The following is an 18,010-nucleotide window of genomic DNA, read 5'->3' as shown; positions in this document are numbered from 1 at the left end:
ATTAGCTAAAAACTATTATTTATCCAAATAAGACCGCAAACATTTATAGAAAATTTAGATATATTATGATTTCAACATCATCAAAGTTAAATCACACAATCTTGTATACAAGATACCAAGCTCTCTAGAAGCACTGTTGATTAAACTCTATCGTCTTATTCAACAATATTTCAGATGATAGTGAGCCTTTGCTCACCACAAATTTAGGATAGTTAATGCTGGTTTTAATATTGATTGGAAGTGATAATCGATTATGTGCTAAAAATTGAAAAAGTGGTGTTATTTTTTCTGATGACACACTTTCCTGTAAGCGCCCAAGCGTAATGTGAATAATATTTTTATGCAGATGATGATCAATGGGGATTTGCTGGTAAACCTGTTGTCTAAACTGCGTTAATGTTTTTGATACACCTATTAATATCACGCTTCCATTAGCCGTTAAAATAATATCATTAAATAGGATCTCGATCTTTCCTATCTTATTAAAGATATTCGTTATTTTTTGACACCAAGCCAGTAACATTAATTTCTGAGGCTCAAATAACGCTATAGGTTGATTAAAAATGGTCAACAAAGTGCAATGAAGTTGTAATTGTGGAGTCACCGCTATAAAAGGAAATTGCTGAGCAATTTGCTGACAATAAACATCTAATTGTTGGCTAAAAGGGATAAAATTCTCATCCACCTTTGGTTTATCAATAATGAGCTGCCCCGCATTTAAACTCAAATCGATAATATCTTCATTATTAATCTGTTGTAACCACTTTTCATTGCGCGATAATTTTTTAACTGTTGCTTGGGTTAAAAATGAATAGGCCATCGATAAACCTCGGTAACGAAGATTGTTATTAATACATTGAATTGAATGGTACTTAAAATCAAGTCATAAAGTAGATAATAAAAAAGTGGCTCTCAAGCGAAAGCCACTGTCACATCCAATGGGGGAGATGTTAAAGGATAGGTTTATCTACAATGTCATGCTCTAAGCAAAACGCAATTTATGATAAGAAATTTGCCGCCTTAAATTTCGCCAATGCATCTGCTTTTTGTTCAGCTGTCAGTGGGCGTAAAGGACGACGAGGAGCGCCAACATCAATACCATGCAATTGCATTGCTACTTTGCCTGCAGCAACGCCACCGTATTCGACTAAAACTCGAATAATAGCGATAACTTTATCCATGCAATCTGCCACACCTTGGTGATCACCCTGATTAAATTTCTCAATTAACTCAAGATATAACGGTGCAGCGTAGTTATAGGTGCTACCTACAGCGCTTAATGCACCGCAAGCTAATCCTGCCGGAATAAATTCATCAACGCCAAATGGAATATCATATTTACCTCCCTCTACCCGTAAGCAACGCTGAAATTCATACATATCAGGGGAGTTAAATTTCATGCCAGATAAATTGGGGATCACTTTACCTGCTGCTTGTAAAAACTTTTCCATATCAATGCTTAATCCTGACATGGTGGAATGATAATAGTAGAAACCTTTTGAGGGTGCACTTGCCGCTGCTAAACGACAATATTCTACTAAATCATCAACATGACTAGGTTTAAAGAAGCAAGGGCCAATCACTGATGTGGCTTTAATATCTAATGTGTCAGCATGACGAGCAAGTTCTAACGTATCAGCAATACTTAATGCACCAGTATGAATAATAAGATCAAGTTGTCCCTGACTCGCTGTAACCCAACGTTCAGCGACTTTTTTACGCTCTTCAACCGAGCAATGTATACCTTCACCAGTAGTACCTAAGACATAAGCCCCTGTTACCCCAGTCGCAATTAGGTGCTTAGCAATATCATCAATAACAGGGTAATTAACACTACCGTCCGCAGCAAAAGGAGTATGAGGCGCGGCAATCAGTCCAGAGAGTTTGTTCATGATCACTTCCTATGGAGATTAATTTCTTTATTAATTAACTTATGGAGTTTAACTCTATATTAGAGAGCGACTAGTCATAACGCAATAACGAAAATAGCCCTGAAGGAAAGAGAAAGGTAAAACTGTGATCTTTAGCTACTTTCTGCTCAAGATGCTTTAAAATAGCAATAAACTTATGCTGAATGCGTCTGTTTTAACGCATTGAGAGTACGTAATTTCTGCTCTTTTACTGTTTCAGGCTTAGCCTGAACTAACAAGGTATAAAGCAAATCTAAAACAAAAAGTTGTGCTGTTTTTGTGCCAATAGAATCGCCTTGTAATTTCCCTTGTCGATTACCATTAATTAAATGATGATCTGCATATTCCATAATTTGTGAGCCTAAATTATGTGTCAATGCAATCGTGCTTGCGCCCGCTTCTTTAGCCAATTTCAATGCATGAACCGTTTCTAATGAATTACCCGAATGACTAATACCGATAGCGACATCACCAGATTTTAATAATGAGGCTTGCATATACATAAAGTGGTTATTAGTTACGGCATCAACACGATAACCAATACGCATAAGTTTATTTTTCAGATCTTCCGCAGTGATCCCCGAAGAGCCAACGCCGCAGATAAAAACATAGTTTGCTGATAATAGTGCATTGACCGCCCCTTGCACTTGCTGCATATCGAGTAAATTTAATGTTTCTGATAACACATTATTTATTGTTGCTTGCAATTTTAGGCCAATAGTATGGATATCATCTTGGTGACTGACTTCTGCATCAAGGATTGGCGATTCATCATTATCTGATGTTGCCATTTCAATCGCCAAATCCATTTTAAAGTCTTGAAAACCTTTATAACCCAATGTCCGACAAAAGCGGACAACCGTCGCTTCACCTGCTTTGGTTGCTTGAGAGAGTTGGGCAATAGACAACTGAGTCACTTCCGTAGGATGGAACAGGATATAGTCTGCAATACGTTGCGATACGCGAGTTAAGCTATTTTTCATAGCGCCTAGCGTATCAAGTATTTTACCCGGCTTTAATCGAGTTGTTGCCTGTTCTGTCATGGACATTATCCTTGCTTGCAGCAAATACACGAGAATAGAATTTTGCCCACAAGAGTACCAATTCCAACAGGTTAAAAAAAGCCTTGTTAAGACAATAATGTGATAATAACAAAACGCCTTATTCTCAGTATCACTATAACTCCAACTAACTGATACATGAGAAATAAAGCGTTTTATTAAATAATAATGATTAGTGAGTTAACGCGGCAACATCTAGTTTAATAACCACTTTCTTTAATGTACTGGCCTCATTTTTCTGCGCAATACCTGGCTTATGTGGCTCATAAGGCATAAAAATGGCGAACATATTTGGTGTAAGGGATAATGTTTGACGATGTATGATGTTATCAGTCAACTGATAATCATCCGTTTCATTATAAGGTGTCACATCTTGTGCCGAACCTTGTATTCCAAAATCAATTGTCTCTTCACCTGATAGTAAGATCTGAATATCGATATAGCGCTGATGCAATTCGGCTTGTTTTTGCTCACGAGGCACGGTTTCAAAAGTCATAACATTCATAAACAACGTCTCACCATCAATTTTATAGCTGCCCGGTGCAAGTGACGCGGGATCAAGGGCTAATACTTTTTCCATTGCATGACGTAACGCTGGATTCATTTCTGGCATAGTCGCCAAATCAGATAAATGTCCAAATAACATAGATTATTCCTTCTTAGTTCTCTGATGTTTCACTGTCATCTAAGGAAAGCTGTTTTGCTGGTGCGAAAAGTGGTGCCGTAATGGTTCCTGCAATCACCACTGACATTGAACCAATGACTCCATAGAAGAAGAAGTTAAGATCACTGCCATAACGTGCAGCCAATACTGCAATAATACTCACGATGATCCCAACAACGGCGCTACCGGCATTAGCACGTTTTACAAAAATTCCCAGCATAAATAGGCCTGTCATTGGTCCGCCCATAAGACCTATAAGGCTATTAAATGCATCCCAAATTTCAGCTTCATCGGATAAAACTAACCAAATTGCCGCTAAACTACTGAATATTCCTGCCACAATAATAACTAACTTTGCGACTTTCATTTTTTGTTCAGGACTAGGGGATGATTTACTAAGACGAGTATAAATATCAGAATTAAAGCAACTTGAAATACTATTTAAACTACTAGAAATACTTGATTGTGCAGCAGCAAAAATAGCTGCAATAATTAACCCTGCAATACCGATAGGCATTTCCGTCACGATAAATAGTGGTAAAATTCCCCCCGTATTAAATCCTGCGGGTAATAAGCTTGGGTTTTGTTGGTAGTAAACAAACAATGCAGAGCCGATGGCAAAAAAGAAAATAGGAATAATAGCCACTAATTTAGCGTTAGTTATCAATGTACGTTTAGTTTCTTTAATAGAATCGGTAACGATATAGCGTTGCACAACATCCTGACTAGCAGTAAATTGCTGAATATTGGCAAATAAAAACCCAATCATTAATACAGGAATAGTGCTATCTGTCCAACTCCAGCGCCATTGTGTGGTAGGAAAGAATTTATCTGCTTGTGCTGTAGTAGTAAAAATTTCGCTAATACCACCATCAACTTTAAAACAGATCATAATAAAGATCAGTACAGCACCACCAGAAAGTAATAAACCTTGAATAACATCCGTCCAAATAACGCCTTCAATGCCCCCCATCCAAGTATAAATAATGCATAATAAGCTTATTAATACGATTAACACGACCGGATCAATCCCCATAAAAGGACGTAAAGCTAGTACGGTTAAATAAGTAATAATAGCAACACGCCCAATATGGAATAACATAAATGAAAGGCTAGCAAATAAACGACTACGAACATCAAAACGAGCTTCTAGATATTCATAAGCGGAGGTGATTTTTAATTTTCTAAAAAAAGGAATATAGAAATAAAAAACTAAAGGTAAAATTGCAATAGCTAAATACTGTCCAATAATAAAGGTCCAATCAGAAGTATAAGCTTTAGCAGGAATGGACATAAATGTAATCGAGCTTAATGTGGTCGCAAATACAGACACTCCAGCGGCCCACCCAGGAACTCGCCCTCCACCACGGAAATAGTCATCCGCAGTTTTTTGACGTTTAGAAAAATAAACACCCACGAGTAACATAGCTGCCAAATAGCCAAACAGCACTGCATAGTTAATAAAACCAAAATCATGTAATTGCATTTTTTAGTCCTGCCATATGTAGGGTAAAAGGTAAGTTTTACGACAGTTTTTTTATTGCTCTCTAGACCATAGGGCTGCGCCCCATAATCCAGCATCATGATGATAGTGAGCTGATACAATCGGCACTTGTAATGCTAATGGTTGTTGTGCCATAGCAACTTGAACCAATTCGAGATAGCCGTTAGCAAGCCCCACACTGCCACCAAGCACAACACAATCAGCATCTGTTGTAGCTTTAATATTTGTGATCAAATTAGCTATGGTGTTGGCAGAGCGTTTAATAATGGTGGTAGCCTGTAAGTTTCCCTGATGAAAAGCGCTGAAAATTGCCTTAGCATCTTTACCAGCAAGTTCCCCTTCGGCCTGTGAGGCAATCGCACGCCCCGATGCGATGGCTTCAACACAACCATAGCGGCCACATCCACAACGAGGGCCTCGAGGATCAGCTAAGGTATGACCTAAATGGCCTGCAAGACCACGTTTTCCTATTAGTAGCTGCCCTTGCTGAACAATGCCTCCGCCAACGCCGGTTGAGACCGTAATAAACGCCATATCAGATATAGTGTCACGACGATGATAATACTCAGCCCATGTGGCAGCTTGGGCATCATTAAGTAACCAACAAGGTGATCCGGTAAGGGTTGATAGTGTTTCCATTAAAGGAAAATCGTTTAATCCACCTAAATTATCGGGGTTTAATGCGGTTAAAATGCCATTACAAATGATCCCTGTTGATGCAACGGCAACACTATTGGCATGGTTTTTTAATGGTGTAATAATGCTAACTAATGCTTCATAAAGTTGTGTTGGAGATGGACTTGCTGGTGTTGCTATTTGTCGATGTTGTGTCAATTGGTTATCTCGGCTAATTAATGCTGCCGAGATTTTGGTTCCTCCAATATCAATCGCTAATGTATTCATCTATCTAACTCCTGCTGCCACTTTAATGCCTGAGTAAACCACTCACAGACATGTTCAAGACGAGTTAATGCAGAGCCAACGGTGATAGCCCAAGCTCCCGCTTGCATACCCCTTGCCGCCATCATTGGTGTGTTATAACGCCCTTCCGCAATCACTCGACATCCTTGCTCTGCTAATGCGGTCACCAGTTGAAGATCGGGTAATTTTGGTATTTCCCCACCGGTATAACCTGACATCGTTGAGCCAATAAATTCAGTACCGAGTTGATGACAATACATCCCTTCATTAAAAGTGGCACAATCTGCCATCGCTAGTTTTCCTAAACGATGAACATGCTCTAGCAATGCTTTCACGGGAACTGGGCGTAGGCGATCAGTACCATCAAAAGCGATAATATCAGCACCAGCTGCGGCCAATGCTTCAATATCATTTAACCAAGGCGTGATCCTGACAGGGCTATCAGGCAAATCACGTTTTACAATTCCAATAATTGGCACATCAATAAGAGGACGTGTTGCTTTTAAATTATCAATTCCTTCAATACGTACTGCGACGGCACCTGCATTTACTGCTGCTTGAGCCATTGCGGCTACAATGTCAGGTTTATCCATTGGACTATTATCAACAGGTTGGCAAGAAACAATTAACCCACCTTTTTGTTGAATATCTTTAGTCATCTTTTCAATTAGTGCCATGTTGAACTCACTGCTCTCTTTTTTGAAATGTAACTCCGAATTATATTATTTTACGGAGTTTTATTTCTCAATCAGAAAAACTACGATCTGTGAAGAAGATCAAACAATGACCAAATTGATATAACATGATGATAAATAAACAGAATAAAAATGGAGGCTAAATAGCCTCCATTGATTTTGTTATATTTCTCTTGAGTGATTAATTTAGTGTGTCGCTGTTTTTGCTTGCTCGACTAAATTAATTAAACGACTTCTCATGGCGTGATTATCTTGAGCGACTTGGCTTTCTGCCCATTTTTGATCGTCAATCTTCACCACTCGTGCAGCACAATATTTAGTTTCTGGAGTTTTTGAGACAGGATCGAGATTATCTTGTGTCAGTTCGTTACATGCACCAATCCACCATTGATAAGTCATATAAATAGCTTGTTTATTAACGGTTTCGTTTAGATTACACCGTGACAACACCTTACCTCGACGAGATGCAACCCAAACAATTTCTTGATCAGCAATACCTGCCGCTTTAGCAATATCAGGGTGAATTTGCACATACCCCGGTTCATCTGCTAATGATGCTAATGCTTTACAATTACCCGTCATTGAGCGACAAGAGTAGTGCCCTACCTCACGTACCGTTGATAAAATCATTGGATACTCTTCATCAGGCAACTCTGCGGGGGCGCGCCATGCGGTAGCAAAAAGCTGCCCTTTACCTGATGGCGTTGTAAATCGATTATCTGAATATAAATAGGGTGTTCCCGGATGATCGAGTTCAGGACAAGGCCATTGTATATGGGCTAATCCCGCTAATTTTTCATAGGTCGCACCGAAAAATAGCGGACATAATGCTCTTACCTCATGCCAAATTTCTTCATTATCTGTATAAGACATTGGATAGCCCATAGCCGTGGCTAATAAACTAATGATTTCCCAATCACGTTTAACGTTACCACGTGCTTGTACTGCCTGTTCAAAACGTTGAAAACCTCTATCAGCACAAGTAAAAATACCACCGTGCTCACCCCAACTGGTAGAAGGTAAAATGACATCTGCTTGCTCTGCCGTTTTCGTCATAAAGATATCTTGAACCACAATAAAATCGAGCGCTTGAAAACCTTTTCTAACCAGACCTAAATCTGCCTCAGTTTGAAGTGGATCTTCTCCCATGATGTAATAAGCTTTCACTTTACCTTCAATGGCTAAATGAGGGACTTCAGTAATGCGATAACCCACTTGCGGATCGAGTTTTTCAACCGGAATATGCCAAGCTTGAGCAAATTTTTGACGAATACCTTCATCTGTCACACTTTGATAGCCGGGGAACATATTGGGTAAAACCCCCATATCACAAGCACCTTGTACATTATTTTGCCCGCGAACAGGAGCAACCCCTGCATGTGGTTTGCCTAAATTACCCGTCAATAACGCTAAACTCGCTAGCCCTTTCACAACATCTACCGCTTGACCAAATTGTGTTACCCCCATTCCCCACATAATGGTGGCTGTTTTTGCGGCTGCATAAGTGCGCATAGCTTGGCGGATCTCGCTTGCAGAAACCCCAACAATACGTTCTACTGCTTCAGGGCTATAATCCACCAGCTGTTTTTTATATTCTTCAAAACCTTCGGTGTAACGACTCACATATTCTTTGTCATAAAGATCTTCATCAATCAGCGTATAGGCAAATGCATTAACTAACGCCATATTGGTGCCATTCTTTAAGGGAAGATATTGATTAGCAATCTTCGCTGTTTCTATTTTACGAGGATCACAAACAATAATTTTGGCCCCTTTTTGTTTCGCTTTCACCACACGACGCGCCACAATAGGGTGAGAGTCGGCACAGTTATAACCAAACACCAACAAACAATCTGAATCTTCAATATCAGCAATGGAATTACTCATTGCCCCATTGCCTAGTGTTTCTTGTAAACCAGCAACAGAAGGGCCATGACAAACACGGGCACAGCAATCAACATTATTATTACCCAGTACAGCACGAGCAAATTTTTGCATCACAAAATTGGTTTCGTTACCTGTACCCCGAGAGGAGCCGGTGCACATAATAGATTTAGCACCGTATTTCTCTTTAATTGCGAGTAACTTTTTAGCCGTAAACTCAATCGCTTCATCCCAACTGACAATTTCAAAATCAGCCCCTTTTTGTCGGCGGATCATCGGTTGATGAATTCTGGCTGTCAGTAATTTATTGTCATTTAAAAAATCCCATCCATAGAGACCTTTTAAACAAAGCTCGCCTTGATTAGTGACACCATTGGCACCTTCAGCTTTGATTATTCGACCATTTTCGACACAGAGATTGATTTTGCAGCCAGCGCCACAATAAGGACAGACGGAGTTGATTTTGTTCATTTGATATCCTTTCCCCTAACTAGGGAGTAAAAGAGTCATAAAGAACATCCAACTAAGCACGATTTATGCCAAGTAAAAAACCATGTAAAAATAAGTAGATAGTATTTCTGTCACTGGCTACCAAGGTTATATCGACATTTTTGTCGACAAGATTTTCTGAGCAAAAGTTATCAAAACGTTATCAAGTTTTTTTAAAAAAGGGCTTTCATTAATTTGTTTTTATGATATAACAAAATAGTTATTTGTTAGCAGTGGCATTCAATAAATCAGTGCAACAAACCAAATTCATTTCAATAAAGAGCAAAAACATGAACATTAACACTAACAATCGACTTCTAGGCCTACATCTACTCCTACTTTATTAGGGTGGCCAAGCTCGTTCATTTTTTGCTAAAGCCACCAGTAAGGTGGTTTTTTTATAACCCTGCTGGTGGAACTGTTTTTAGGGGAGTTTTTATGATGTCTCGTTCCACTACAAGGATTAAGGGTTATCACACCTTTGCAATACACTATTGTTCGGCAACCGTTTCTATCATTAACATAATGAAATCGGAGGCAAAATGAGCCAACAATGGACATCTCGTGTAGGCCATATTTTAGCAGCCGCTGGCTCTGCCATTGGTATTGGTGCAATTTGGAAGTTCTCTTATGTCGCCGCCAATAATGGGGGTGGTGCATTCCTCGTCGTCTTTCTGTTATTTAGCTTTATTATCGGATTAGCTGTTTTATTAGCTGAAAATATTTTAGGTAGTAGCACCCATGCCGAAGCCGTTAATGCCTTCAAAAAGATGATGGGACGTAATTGGGTAATTATCGGTGTCATTGGTGTATTTAGTTCATGGTGTATCTATAGCTTTTATAGTGTTGTCGGGGGGTGGACCATTGGTTACACCATTATGGCAGCTACTGGTGAATTAAATATTACTGATAGTAGTGAATTAACGGGGATCTTCACCCGTTTTATCAGTGACCCTTTATGGCCTATTCTTGCTCACTTGGTGTTTGCCGGATTAACATGTTTTGTCGTATTAGCGGGTGTTCAACGCGGATTAGAAAAAGCCGTCAAGATCATGATGCCATTACTGTTTATTATCATGATTATTTTGATTATTGTCGGTATTAGCTTACCCGGCTCTTCAGAAGGTTTAAAATTATTCTTATATCCTGATTTTAGTAAATTAACCCCACAAGGAGTGTTAGATGCGTTGGGATTAGCCTTCTTCTCGCTGTCTATCGGTTTGGGTATTCATATTACCTATAGCGCCTATTTAGCGGATAATAAGACTATTGCTAACTCTAGTATGTGGGTTGTGATCCTCTCTTGTTTAGTGTGTGTTTTAGCAGGCTTAATGATTTTCCCTGCGTTAACTGCTGCTGGATTAGAGCCAAATGCTGGCCCAGGCTTAACCTTTATGACCATGCCAGTCTATTTTGCTAACTTGCCTGGTGGCAATATCTTGGCGGTCACTTTCTTTGTTTTATTATTAATGGCAGCATTAACCTCTGCAATTTCATTACTCGAACATATCGTCGCTTATGTACAAATGCGTTTTCAGTGGACTCGCCGTAGAGCTGGCTTAGTGGTCACAGCCTCTATTATGTTAATGGGTATCCCAGTTTCATTATCATTTGGTCCTATGAGTGATGTAACTTTAGGGGGCAAAACACTCTTTGATTTATTGGATTACTTAACCTCCAATATCTTAATGCCACTGTTTGGTATTGCGATGTGTTTAATTTTTGGCTGGTCACGTAGAGCCAATGCGGTTATTCCAGATAATATTACAGGAGCAAAACGCCAATGCTTATTATTAGTTTGGCGTTATATCGGCCCTATCTGTATCGGTATAATATTGGTACATGGTTTGATTGGTTAAAAAACAAAAAGAGAGCTTCTTATTTAAGAAGCTCTCTGACTAATTATCCCCGATGTTTGGATACTTGATAACTTTATTTATTAATAGACTTATTGATAGTTTTGTTTAATTTCTTGGCTAGCCACATGCCCGCGTTTAGCTTCTTTCTCCGCAATTTCCACCGATAAACCGATATAGGCTCTTGGATCAAGCATTGCTTTAATTTCTTCTGGGCTAAATGCCGCAGAGATAACAGGATTTTTTATCAAGTTAGTATAGAAATCTTCGCCATCTGCCGCTGTTTTGATCGCCTCTTCATACAATAAAGAGTGTGCTTTATCTTTGCCTAGTTTTTCTGCCATTTTCATCATAACGTACTCTGTATTATCTAATCCTTTATTTCTCATGACGTTATGTAGCATTCTCTCTTCATGCGGTACTATTGTTCTGGAAAGCTCTTCTGTTCTTAATAGAATTTCGGTTGTCAGCTCTAATGCCTCTTCCAGTAACCCATCAAATAACATATAGGAGCTACTATCCCCTTCATAAGGTCTTACCGCAGAATACATACCCACACTGGGTAAAGAATACAGTTTTTGTGAGTTAGCGATGATCCCTTTAGCCAGTTTAGGGTTAATTTTATGCGGCATAGTGCTACTGCCAACTGTACCTTTGGTAAACCCTTCCGAAACTTCCGCAATTTCCTCAAGTGTCGTACTATAAACTTCTTCACCAATTTTATGGCAGATATTAGCCATCAATGCCAAATTAGCCATATACTCTAATTTATGTGTACTAAGGTTACGAGAAGGCACCTCCATCGCTTCCATGCCAACTAATTCAGCCACACGTTTTTGCACCTTCATACCCACTTCTGGCATTGAGTTAAATGCACCCACAGCACCGCCCATCATGATAGTAAAGACGCGTTTTTCACACTCTCTCATGCGCTGATAACAGTCGATAAAATCACTGATCCAGACCGATACTTTATAGCCGTAAGTAATAGGAATAGCATGGCGGCCATGTGTTCTACCGGGCATAACCATATGTTTGGTTTTTTCTGCCAAGTTAGCTAAATTTTCGATGATCTCCCCAAGTAGCAACATAAATTTATGGTGCACTGTCTTCATCATATAAAGCTGTGAACTTTGCTGAATATTCTGCGTGGTAATGCCGTAGTGCACATATTTACCACTCTCTTGGGAACATGCCTTAACTAACACTTTTAAAAAGGGCACGAAACCATGACCGATTTTTTGGTAAATGCGGTTCATTTCTTCAAAATCGATATTCTCAATAACCGCTTTTTCTTTAATTTCATCAGCCGCTGACTGTGGAATAAAACCGTGTTCAGCTTGAGCTTGAGCGAGCATCGCCTCAAACATCAACCAAGTTGAATATTTAGCTTCATTGGATAACAGCGCTTTAATACCGCGATCATCGATTGTTTTACTTTTAGAATCGTATAACGCTCTCATTTTGTATCCTTTGTTATTTCTTCATTGCTTCATCAACAGCATTGCGAACAAACTCAACTTTTGGCCCATAAACAATATGGACATGGTTCGCTGCAGGAATAAAGAATGCTGTACAACCTGATTCCAACATTAACTCTTTATCAATTTGATTTACTTCACCGATATCGACACGGAGTCTAGTAATACAGTTATCAACGTTACGAATATTTTGTTTTCCGCCTAAAGCGCGAATTAAGATCTCCGCAATTTCGCCATAACGCTTCTCTTTAATAAGCGTATTTTTCATATTGCTTGATTCTTCACGACCCGGTGTTTTGATATCAAACTTAATAATGGCCCAGTAGAAAATGAAGTAAGTGACAACCGCCAGACCTAAACCAATAATCACTAAGTAGATCCAGTTGGTATGTTCATAGAGCAGACCAAAGATGGTGAAGTCAAATACCGTACCTCGGATATAGCCAATCGCCACGCCAGCAAAAGAGAGTAAAACCGCACCAATACCAACAATAATGGCGTAAATCAGATATAAAAGTGGCGCAATAAACACAAAGGTAAATTCAAGTGGCTCAGTGACGTTACCTAACATGGCGGTTAATACCATGGTCACCAACATAGATTTAACTTCTGCGCGATTCTCTTTTTTCGACGTTCTATAAATTGCTAAGGCAATTGCTGGGAATAAGAACAGAGTGACCAGCATTTGTTGTTGTGCCATAAAACGCGTTAAGCTTGGCATCATTGACCAATATTCACTACTTGGCCCTTGGTTAAACAGCACTTCTGTCATGGCAGGAACAACACCCACATAGGTTTGTCCATCAATAACGTAAGAGCCACCTGCTTCGGTAAATCTAAACAACACGTTCCATACATGGTGTAAACCAAATGGAATAAACAGTCGCTCTCCCCCTGCTGTAAAGAATGGCCCGACAGGACTCAGGAAGACTGCGGAAAGTTTTGTTAATCCCATCACCAAGACTTCCCAGATAAAGGGTAGTAATGCCCCTACGCCAATCATTAATCCCACCATAATAATGGCAACGGATTTTTTACCGGAGAAGAAGGCAAAAGCGGTAGGAAGTTCAAGGTTATAGAATTTATCTGTCGCCCAAGCGGCAATTAATCCGGTGATAATCCCCCCTGCGGCACTGATATTCATGGTTTGAATACCTAACACCTTGATCTGCCCCACTTGAGTCATTACGGCAGGATCAGCGAGTTTCCCCGTCAAAACGAGCCAAATATTAATGGTGCTAATCAAGGTTAAATAGCCGACAACGGAGGCAAACACGGCGATCCCCTTGTCTTTATGGCTCATACCATAAGCCACCCCCATAGCAAATAGCAGTGGAATATTATCAAACACGACCCCTGCAATAGAGCGGATGCTCACTAATAATGCATTGACTGTTTCATTCCCCAGGAAAGGAAAGCGTGCAATCATATAAGACTGAACTAAAGCGCCACTGATACCCAGTATCATACCGATAGGCGCTAAAACACCGATTGGCAGGAGTAGGGTCCTACCAAAGCGCTGTATGGATTCGCTGAATTTTTTCTTGGCCATATTTTTTCCTTATGACTTCTCGAATATAGAAAAATGACAAAAGTACTCTAGCATTGAGTTATCTATAAAATGAATGGCGGGCTAGTTTTAAATATTATCTTAGGTCATTTATTATGACCTAGGTCTTTTAAATTAAAAAATAATTTAATAAATAATAAATTTTTGAAGATAGAATGTTCTATTATTAATAAATAGCCCATTAAAGAGATATTGAACAAATTGAAAATAAAAGTGTTTTTAAAATAAATTGTTATTTTAGCTTAAAACACATTAAATTTATTAATATAGTAAAGAATAAGGCCGTGAAAAAGTTAATCTTGAAGAGATAATTCTGAGACTAAAAAATAATGTTTAAAGTAAATTTTCTATTTCATTTATTAACAAATCAACCAAAATAAAAAAACCAATTCGTGACTTGGTATCATCTTTTTTCGTATCATGATTATCCGCGAAACAAAATAGCGTATGCGTCGCATAACTGGTTAACTCATTGGTATTAAAGGCTGTCATACTGATAATGTTTGCCTCTTTTAACTGCACAATTTTTGCCGTTTCAATGATCTTTTTAGTTCCCCCTGAAAGAGAGATAAAAATAACCGTGTCATCTTCATTCACTAAACGTGTAAATGAATCTGATAAGTTATAATCATTAATAAAAAAGCAATGCAGGCCCAGTGCAAACAATAAGTGTTCAAGATAATAACCGACTGCTTTACTTGTTCCCCTTGCCACAATAAAAATATTACGAGAATGGCGCAGGGTTTTAGCACACTCTTTAATTTGCTCTTCATTGATGAGGGTAAAGCTTTTATTAATATTCTTCTCTAGTTGTTTTTTATAAGATGAGTGATCACTCTTTTCTATTTTATTACGCGAAAGAATATAATTATTAATTTGAAACTTTAGCTCTTTAAAGCCACTAAAACCTAACTTCTGCGATAAATTAATAATTACCGTTTTTGATACAAAGGTTTTAGCGACTAAATCATTAATATTTAAATAGGGGATATCGGCGATATTATCGGTAAGATACTTTAATACTTTCTTTTCACTGACGGTTAAATTGTCATAATTTTTTAAAAAATCCAGCATATCTCACCTAATCAATTAATAATCATGATAAAACAATCAGTTAAGCATATTACACTCTACTGCATAATATGCTTAATCACAAAGGTGATCCATTGCACTATTGAGTTAAAAACAGATGCGCATTATCTCAATTAAGCCTTAATCACTTTGACTGTTGCATCAATATCGACTTCATCATCAGTAAAGGTTAATACTTTGCCGTGATAAGTAATGATATCAATTTTTTTCAAAGTACGCGTTTGATCTGCTGCCGACTCAGATTTAGGCTTAATACTGTTCATTAGCATACCAACCGATAATATTGTATTTTCTTTATCAATATGCGTTTTAACGGGTACTTGTTCGCTATAAACACGATAAGACTTAATTGACGTTAACTTAACGCGCTCTCCGGCAATAAAGATATATTTACTGTCTGGGATCACTTTTACTGCATAGGCTGATAACCCTTTCATATTGGTCGTGGGTTCAAACGTGACTATTGCATCTTTTTTAATAAGATCAGGGTTGGCAACCTTAATCACATGAAAATAGCGATTATCCCCATTTTCATCTTTGATAAATCCAAAACCTTTATCTTCAAACCATTTTGTGATTGTTCCATTCATTGCCATTACCGCCTACATGATCATTATTACTCAATTTTCTCTATGCAGTATAAAGCACAATCTGCATTCAGACTATGCCTTTGCCTATTAGTCTTTAAATTGAGTAAATAAGCATATTATGGTTTGAGTCGCCAATCGGCTGAAATTTAGCTATGATCAGTGCACTTTTGTGATCAGGATAATTTGATGTCGACGATTATTGATACCTTTATTGCCCCCATTTGCCATGACAAGATTGAATATCTTTATCAAGATGAACATCTACTGGTAATAAACAAACCATCAGGTTTACTAAGCCTTTCAGGTAAAAACCCGCAAAATATCGATTCTGTTCATTATCGCTTAGTACCATTGTTTCCCGAGTGCACCTTAGTTCATCGTTTAGACTTTGGCACATCGGGGGTGATGGTTATTGCCCTGAATAAAGCGATTAACCGTGCACTTTGTCAACAATTTAGCCAGCGCACCGTCACTAAAGCTTATGACGCCCTATTATGTGGTCATTTGCAACATGATAGTGGTGTTATAGAAGCGGCTATCGCGAAAGATCCACAACACTTTCCACGTATGTCGATTAGCACCACACAAGGCAAAGCTGCGCGCTCTTACTATCAAGTTATCGAACGGTTTTATCAGACTCTGGCTGATGGCACTCGATTACCTTTAACGCGCGTGCGACTCACGCCGGAAACAGGCAGAACACATCAATTGCGTATCCATTGCCAATATATAGGGCACCCTATTTTAGGGTGTGATTTGTATGGTGGCCTATTATTATCAGGAACAGAGCATACCCCACGGCTAATGTTGCATGCCTGTGAGTTACATTTTATTCACCCTGTTAGTGAGCAACCGATGGATATTTATCTACCTTCACCGTTTTAATATCAAGCCACCCTTAAAATCACCACATTAAATCGTCTGGCACTTTAAAATCAGCATAAGGATCATCTTCGTCTTGTTCTGCTTGGCTTAATGTGTTGTTTAATAAGATACAATCTGCATCTCTTTGCATGATTTTATCTGCCACACTCGCAGGAATAATGGCATATTCACTGTTTCCGGCGCTATCAATCACTAAACGTGCAATAGCTAAACGACCATTAATTAATTGAGATTGTGTTACTTTATCCACCTCAAGCGTTTTAATCACATTATTATCGGTAAATTTAAAATCAATATCGCCCTTAGCAGGGGTAATTCTATTCATCTCAATAAGTTGTTTAACTTGCGCTTTATACTCTTTTAATAAGGTTGCTTGTTTTTGCTGTTCACTGAGTTGTTTATCACGCTCAAGCTGTAAACGTTTCTTTTCTTCTACAGCCTCTTTCGCTTCTCTGGCCTGAACCCGCGATTTTTTCGCCGTTCTTTGTACTTTAGCCATTTTCTTATTTGTCACTAATCCCGCTTTTAGCATCTGCTCTTGTAAGGTAAGTTTTGCCATTTTTATGCCTAATTTTGCTCAATAATGCCCGAAATTATACCTGTAATTTTTAAGACTGCATCTCGTTACAACAACGCAAATTATCATAATAACACTCATAACCATATCGATGTTATTTGCTGAGTAAGCGTTGTGTTAATCACATTGGCTCCCTTAATGCATTAGGGTATATTGAGAAGTAACCAAAAAACTTTCTCTATCATTTATAACAGGCAAAATAAACCATGGCTGTGATCCCCAAAAACTATGCAAAACTAGAAAGCGGTTACCGCGAAAAGGCGCTAAAACTCTACCCTTGGGTTTGTGGACGTTGTGCTCGTGAATTTGTCTATTCAAATCTGCGTGAATTAACCGTTCATCATATTGATCACGACCACACCAATAATCCCGAAGATGGCAGTAACTGGGAGTTACTGTGTCTGTATTGTCATGATCATGAGCACTCAAAATACACAGAAGCAGAAGAGTATGGCTCTACCGTTGTTGCAGGGGAAGATGCCCAAGATGATGTTGGGCAAGCAACCTATAACCCTTTTGCTGATTTAAAAGCGATGCTGAATAAGAAAAAGTGATCTAATCGTTATCACGACTGAGAAATAAATCAGATACTGCAGTGTGTTAATCTATTATAGAACGTTAATACACTGCCAATAATTCATATCCCCCGCTACTCTATATATTAGTAAAACTATTATTTTTATCTTATCGATAACTGACTATCGCGCTATCAGAAATGTTGAAATTGTTTAAATTTATATATTGGTATTATCAAGTCAATCTAGAGGTAACAACGCCGATGCGTTTTATCGATTGAGGAGGAGATAGCTAAGAAAAGAGCTTCACTTAATG

16 protein-coding genes are annotated in these 18,010 nt (G+C 38.6%); 3 read left to right on the top strand and 13 right to left on the bottom strand.

All coding sequences use genetic code 11. From position 1 onward, the window contains the following. Positions 1-124: 124 nt before the first annotated feature. From AACQ49_RS01960 to fdhF, 8 genes are all read right to left on the bottom strand, one after another. Positions 125-820, bottom strand: a complete 696-nt coding sequence (locus AACQ49_RS01960; protein WP_049213251.1) for a hypothetical protein — start codon at positions 818-820, stop codon at positions 125-127. Between the two features lie 178 nt (positions 821-998). Continuing rightward, positions 999-1,892: a dihydrodipicolinate synthase family protein gene (locus tag AACQ49_RS01955; RefSeq protein WP_020946439.1), complete on the bottom strand. Its 894-nt coding sequence runs from the start codon at positions 1,890-1,892 to the stop codon at positions 999-1,001. A 173-nt stretch (positions 1,893-2,065) separates the two neighbouring features. Then, positions 2,066-2,953 (bottom strand): MurR/RpiR family transcriptional regulator, encoded by an 888-nt coding sequence (locus AACQ49_RS01950; protein WP_004246688.1) that lies wholly within the window; start codon positions 2,951-2,953, stop codon positions 2,066-2,068. Between the two features lie 190 nt (positions 2,954-3,143). Continuing rightward, positions 3,144-3,617 carry an N-acetylneuraminate anomerase gene (gene nanQ / locus AACQ49_RS01945; protein ID WP_143475461.1) on the bottom strand — a complete coding sequence of 158 codons (474 nt, stop codon included), beginning with the start codon at positions 3,615-3,617 and terminating at the stop codon, positions 3,144-3,146. Positions 3,618-3,630: 13 nt separating this feature from the next. Continuing rightward, positions 3,631-5,121, bottom strand: coding sequence for a sodium:solute symporter (locus tag AACQ49_RS01940; protein ID WP_004246686.1), 1,491 nt, complete (start codon positions 5,119-5,121; stop codon positions 3,631-3,633). A gap of 51 nt (positions 5,122-5,172) precedes the next feature. Then, positions 5,173-6,042 (bottom strand): N-acetylmannosamine kinase, encoded by an 870-nt coding sequence (gene nanK / locus AACQ49_RS01935; RefSeq protein WP_161778864.1) that lies wholly within the window; start codon positions 6,040-6,042, stop codon positions 5,173-5,175. Then, positions 6,039-6,737 carry an N-acetylmannosamine-6-phosphate 2-epimerase gene (locus AACQ49_RS01930; RefSeq protein ID WP_088206973.1) on the bottom strand — a complete coding sequence of 233 codons (699 nt, stop codon included), beginning with the start codon at positions 6,735-6,737 and terminating at the stop codon, positions 6,039-6,041. The genes nanK and AACQ49_RS01930 overlap by 4 nt, the downstream gene beginning before the upstream one ends. Before the next feature lie 204 nt (positions 6,738-6,941). Beyond that, positions 6,942-9,110, bottom strand: a complete 2,169-nt coding sequence (gene fdhF, locus AACQ49_RS01925) for a formate dehydrogenase subunit alpha (protein ID WP_004249015.1) — start codon at positions 9,108-9,110, stop codon at positions 6,942-6,944. Between the two features lie 560 nt (positions 9,111-9,670). On the opposite strand from fdhF, the gene AACQ49_RS01920 reads away from it, so the two are divergent. Next, positions 9,671-10,987: a sodium-dependent transporter gene (locus AACQ49_RS01920; protein WP_004246681.1), complete on the top strand. Its 1,317-nt coding sequence runs from the start codon at positions 9,671-9,673 to the stop codon at positions 10,985-10,987. Positions 10,988-11,076: 89 nt separating this feature from the next. On the opposite strand, the gene AACQ49_RS01915 is transcribed toward AACQ49_RS01920, so the two are convergent. The 4 genes from AACQ49_RS01915 to AACQ49_RS01900 form a co-directional block, all read right to left on the bottom strand. Beyond that, a complete protein-coding gene (locus AACQ49_RS01915; protein WP_004246680.1) occupies positions 11,077-12,447 on the bottom strand; it encodes a class-II fumarase/aspartase family protein in 1,371 nt (456 codons plus the stop codon). Between the two features lie 13 nt (positions 12,448-12,460). Further along, the gene (locus AACQ49_RS01910; protein WP_004246679.1) at positions 12,461-14,017 is read right to left on the bottom strand and encodes a PTS transporter subunit EIIC; all 1,557 of its coding nucleotides are present in this window, start codon (positions 14,015-14,017) and stop codon (positions 12,461-12,463) included. A gap of 351 nt (positions 14,018-14,368) precedes the next feature. Beyond that, the gene (locus tag AACQ49_RS01905; protein WP_004246678.1) at positions 14,369-15,109 is read right to left on the bottom strand and encodes a MurR/RpiR family transcriptional regulator; all 741 of its coding nucleotides are present in this window, start codon (positions 15,107-15,109) and stop codon (positions 14,369-14,371) included. A 131-nt stretch (positions 15,110-15,240) separates the two neighbouring features. Continuing rightward, entirely contained in the window at positions 15,241-15,717 is a 477-nt protein-coding gene (locus tag AACQ49_RS01900; RefSeq protein ID WP_004249014.1) for a cold-shock protein, read from the bottom strand. 186 nt (positions 15,718-15,903) lie between these two features. Here AACQ49_RS01900 and AACQ49_RS01895 point away from each other — a divergent pair, with 186 nt between their 5' ends. Further along, positions 15,904-16,602 carry an RluA family pseudouridine synthase gene (locus AACQ49_RS01895; protein WP_110229599.1) on the top strand — a complete coding sequence of 233 codons (699 nt, stop codon included), beginning with the start codon at positions 15,904-15,906 and terminating at the stop codon, positions 16,600-16,602. A 19-nt stretch (positions 16,603-16,621) separates the two neighbouring features. On the opposite strand, the gene AACQ49_RS01890 is transcribed toward AACQ49_RS01895, so the two are convergent. After that, positions 16,622-17,161: a DUF2058 domain-containing protein gene (locus AACQ49_RS01890; protein ID WP_004246675.1), complete on the bottom strand. Its 540-nt coding sequence runs from the start codon at positions 17,159-17,161 to the stop codon at positions 16,622-16,624. Positions 17,162-17,385: 224 nt separating this feature from the next. Here AACQ49_RS01890 and yajD point away from each other — a divergent pair, with 224 nt between their 5' ends. Then, positions 17,386-17,733 carry an HNH nuclease YajD gene (gene yajD, locus AACQ49_RS01885; protein ID WP_004246674.1) on the top strand — a complete coding sequence of 116 codons (348 nt, stop codon included), beginning with the start codon at positions 17,386-17,388 and terminating at the stop codon, positions 17,731-17,733. Positions 17,734-18,010: the final 277 nt, after the last annotated feature.

This window comes from Proteus sp. G2675, assembly GCF_963886535.1.
Classification (GTDB): Bacteria; Pseudomonadota; Gammaproteobacteria; order Enterobacterales; family Enterobacteriaceae; genus Proteus; species Proteus mirabilis.
Note: the sequence above shows the minus strand (reverse complement) of the source record. Positions and strands in the feature narration are given on the sequence as shown.

Bases quoted from the DNA above. Each gene is read 5' to 3' on its own strand.
- AACQ49_RS01960 (WP_049213251.1), bottom strand. From the start codon at position 820: ATGGCCTATTCATTTTTAACCCAAGCAACAGTTAAAAAATTATCGCGC.
- AACQ49_RS01905 (WP_004246678.1), bottom strand. From the start codon at position 15,109: ATGCTGGATTTTTTAAAAAATTATGACAATTTAACCGTCAGTGAAAAG.
- yajD (WP_004246674.1), top strand. From the start codon at position 17,386: ATGGCTGTGATCCCCAAAAACTATGCAAAACTAGAAAGCGGTTACCGC.
- AACQ49_RS01915 (WP_004246680.1), bottom strand. From the start codon at position 12,447: ATGAGAGCGTTATACGATTCTAAAAGTAAAACAATCGATGATCGCGGT.
- AACQ49_RS01950 (WP_004246688.1), bottom strand. From the start codon at position 2,953: ATGACAGAACAGGCAACAACTCGATTAAAGCCGGGTAAAATACTTGAT.
- AACQ49_RS01920 (WP_004246681.1), top strand. From the start codon at position 9,671: ATGAGCCAACAATGGACATCTCGTGTAGGCCATATTTTAGCAGCCGCT.
- AACQ49_RS01955 (WP_020946439.1), bottom strand. From the start codon at position 1,892: ATGAACAAACTCTCTGGACTGATTGCCGCGCCTCATACTCCTTTTGCT.
- fdhF (WP_004249015.1), bottom strand. From the start codon at position 9,110: ATGAACAAAATCAACTCCGTCTGTCCTTATTGTGGCGCTGGCTGCAAA.
- AACQ49_RS01895 (WP_110229599.1), top strand. From the start codon at position 15,904: ATGTCGACGATTATTGATACCTTTATTGCCCCCATTTGCCATGACAAG.
- AACQ49_RS01890 (WP_004246675.1), bottom strand. From the start codon at position 17,161: ATGGCAAAACTTACCTTACAAGAGCAGATGCTAAAAGCGGGATTAGTG.
- AACQ49_RS01910 (WP_004246679.1), bottom strand. From the start codon at position 14,017: ATGGCCAAGAAAAAATTCAGCGAATCCATACAGCGCTTTGGTAGGACC.
- AACQ49_RS01940 (WP_004246686.1), bottom strand. From the start codon at position 5,121: ATGCAATTACATGATTTTGGTTTTATTAACTATGCAGTGCTGTTTGGC.
- nanK (WP_161778864.1), bottom strand. From the start codon at position 6,042: ATGAATACATTAGCGATTGATATTGGAGGAACCAAAATCTCGGCAGCA.
- AACQ49_RS01930 (WP_088206973.1), bottom strand. From the start codon at position 6,737: ATGGCACTAATTGAAAAGATGACTAAAGATATTCAACAAAAAGGTGGG.
- nanQ (WP_143475461.1), bottom strand. From the start codon at position 3,617: ATGTTATTTGGACATTTATCTGATTTGGCGACTATGCCAGAAATGAAT.
- AACQ49_RS01900 (WP_004249014.1), bottom strand. From the start codon at position 15,717: ATGAATGGAACAATCACAAAATGGTTTGAAGATAAAGGTTTTGGATTT.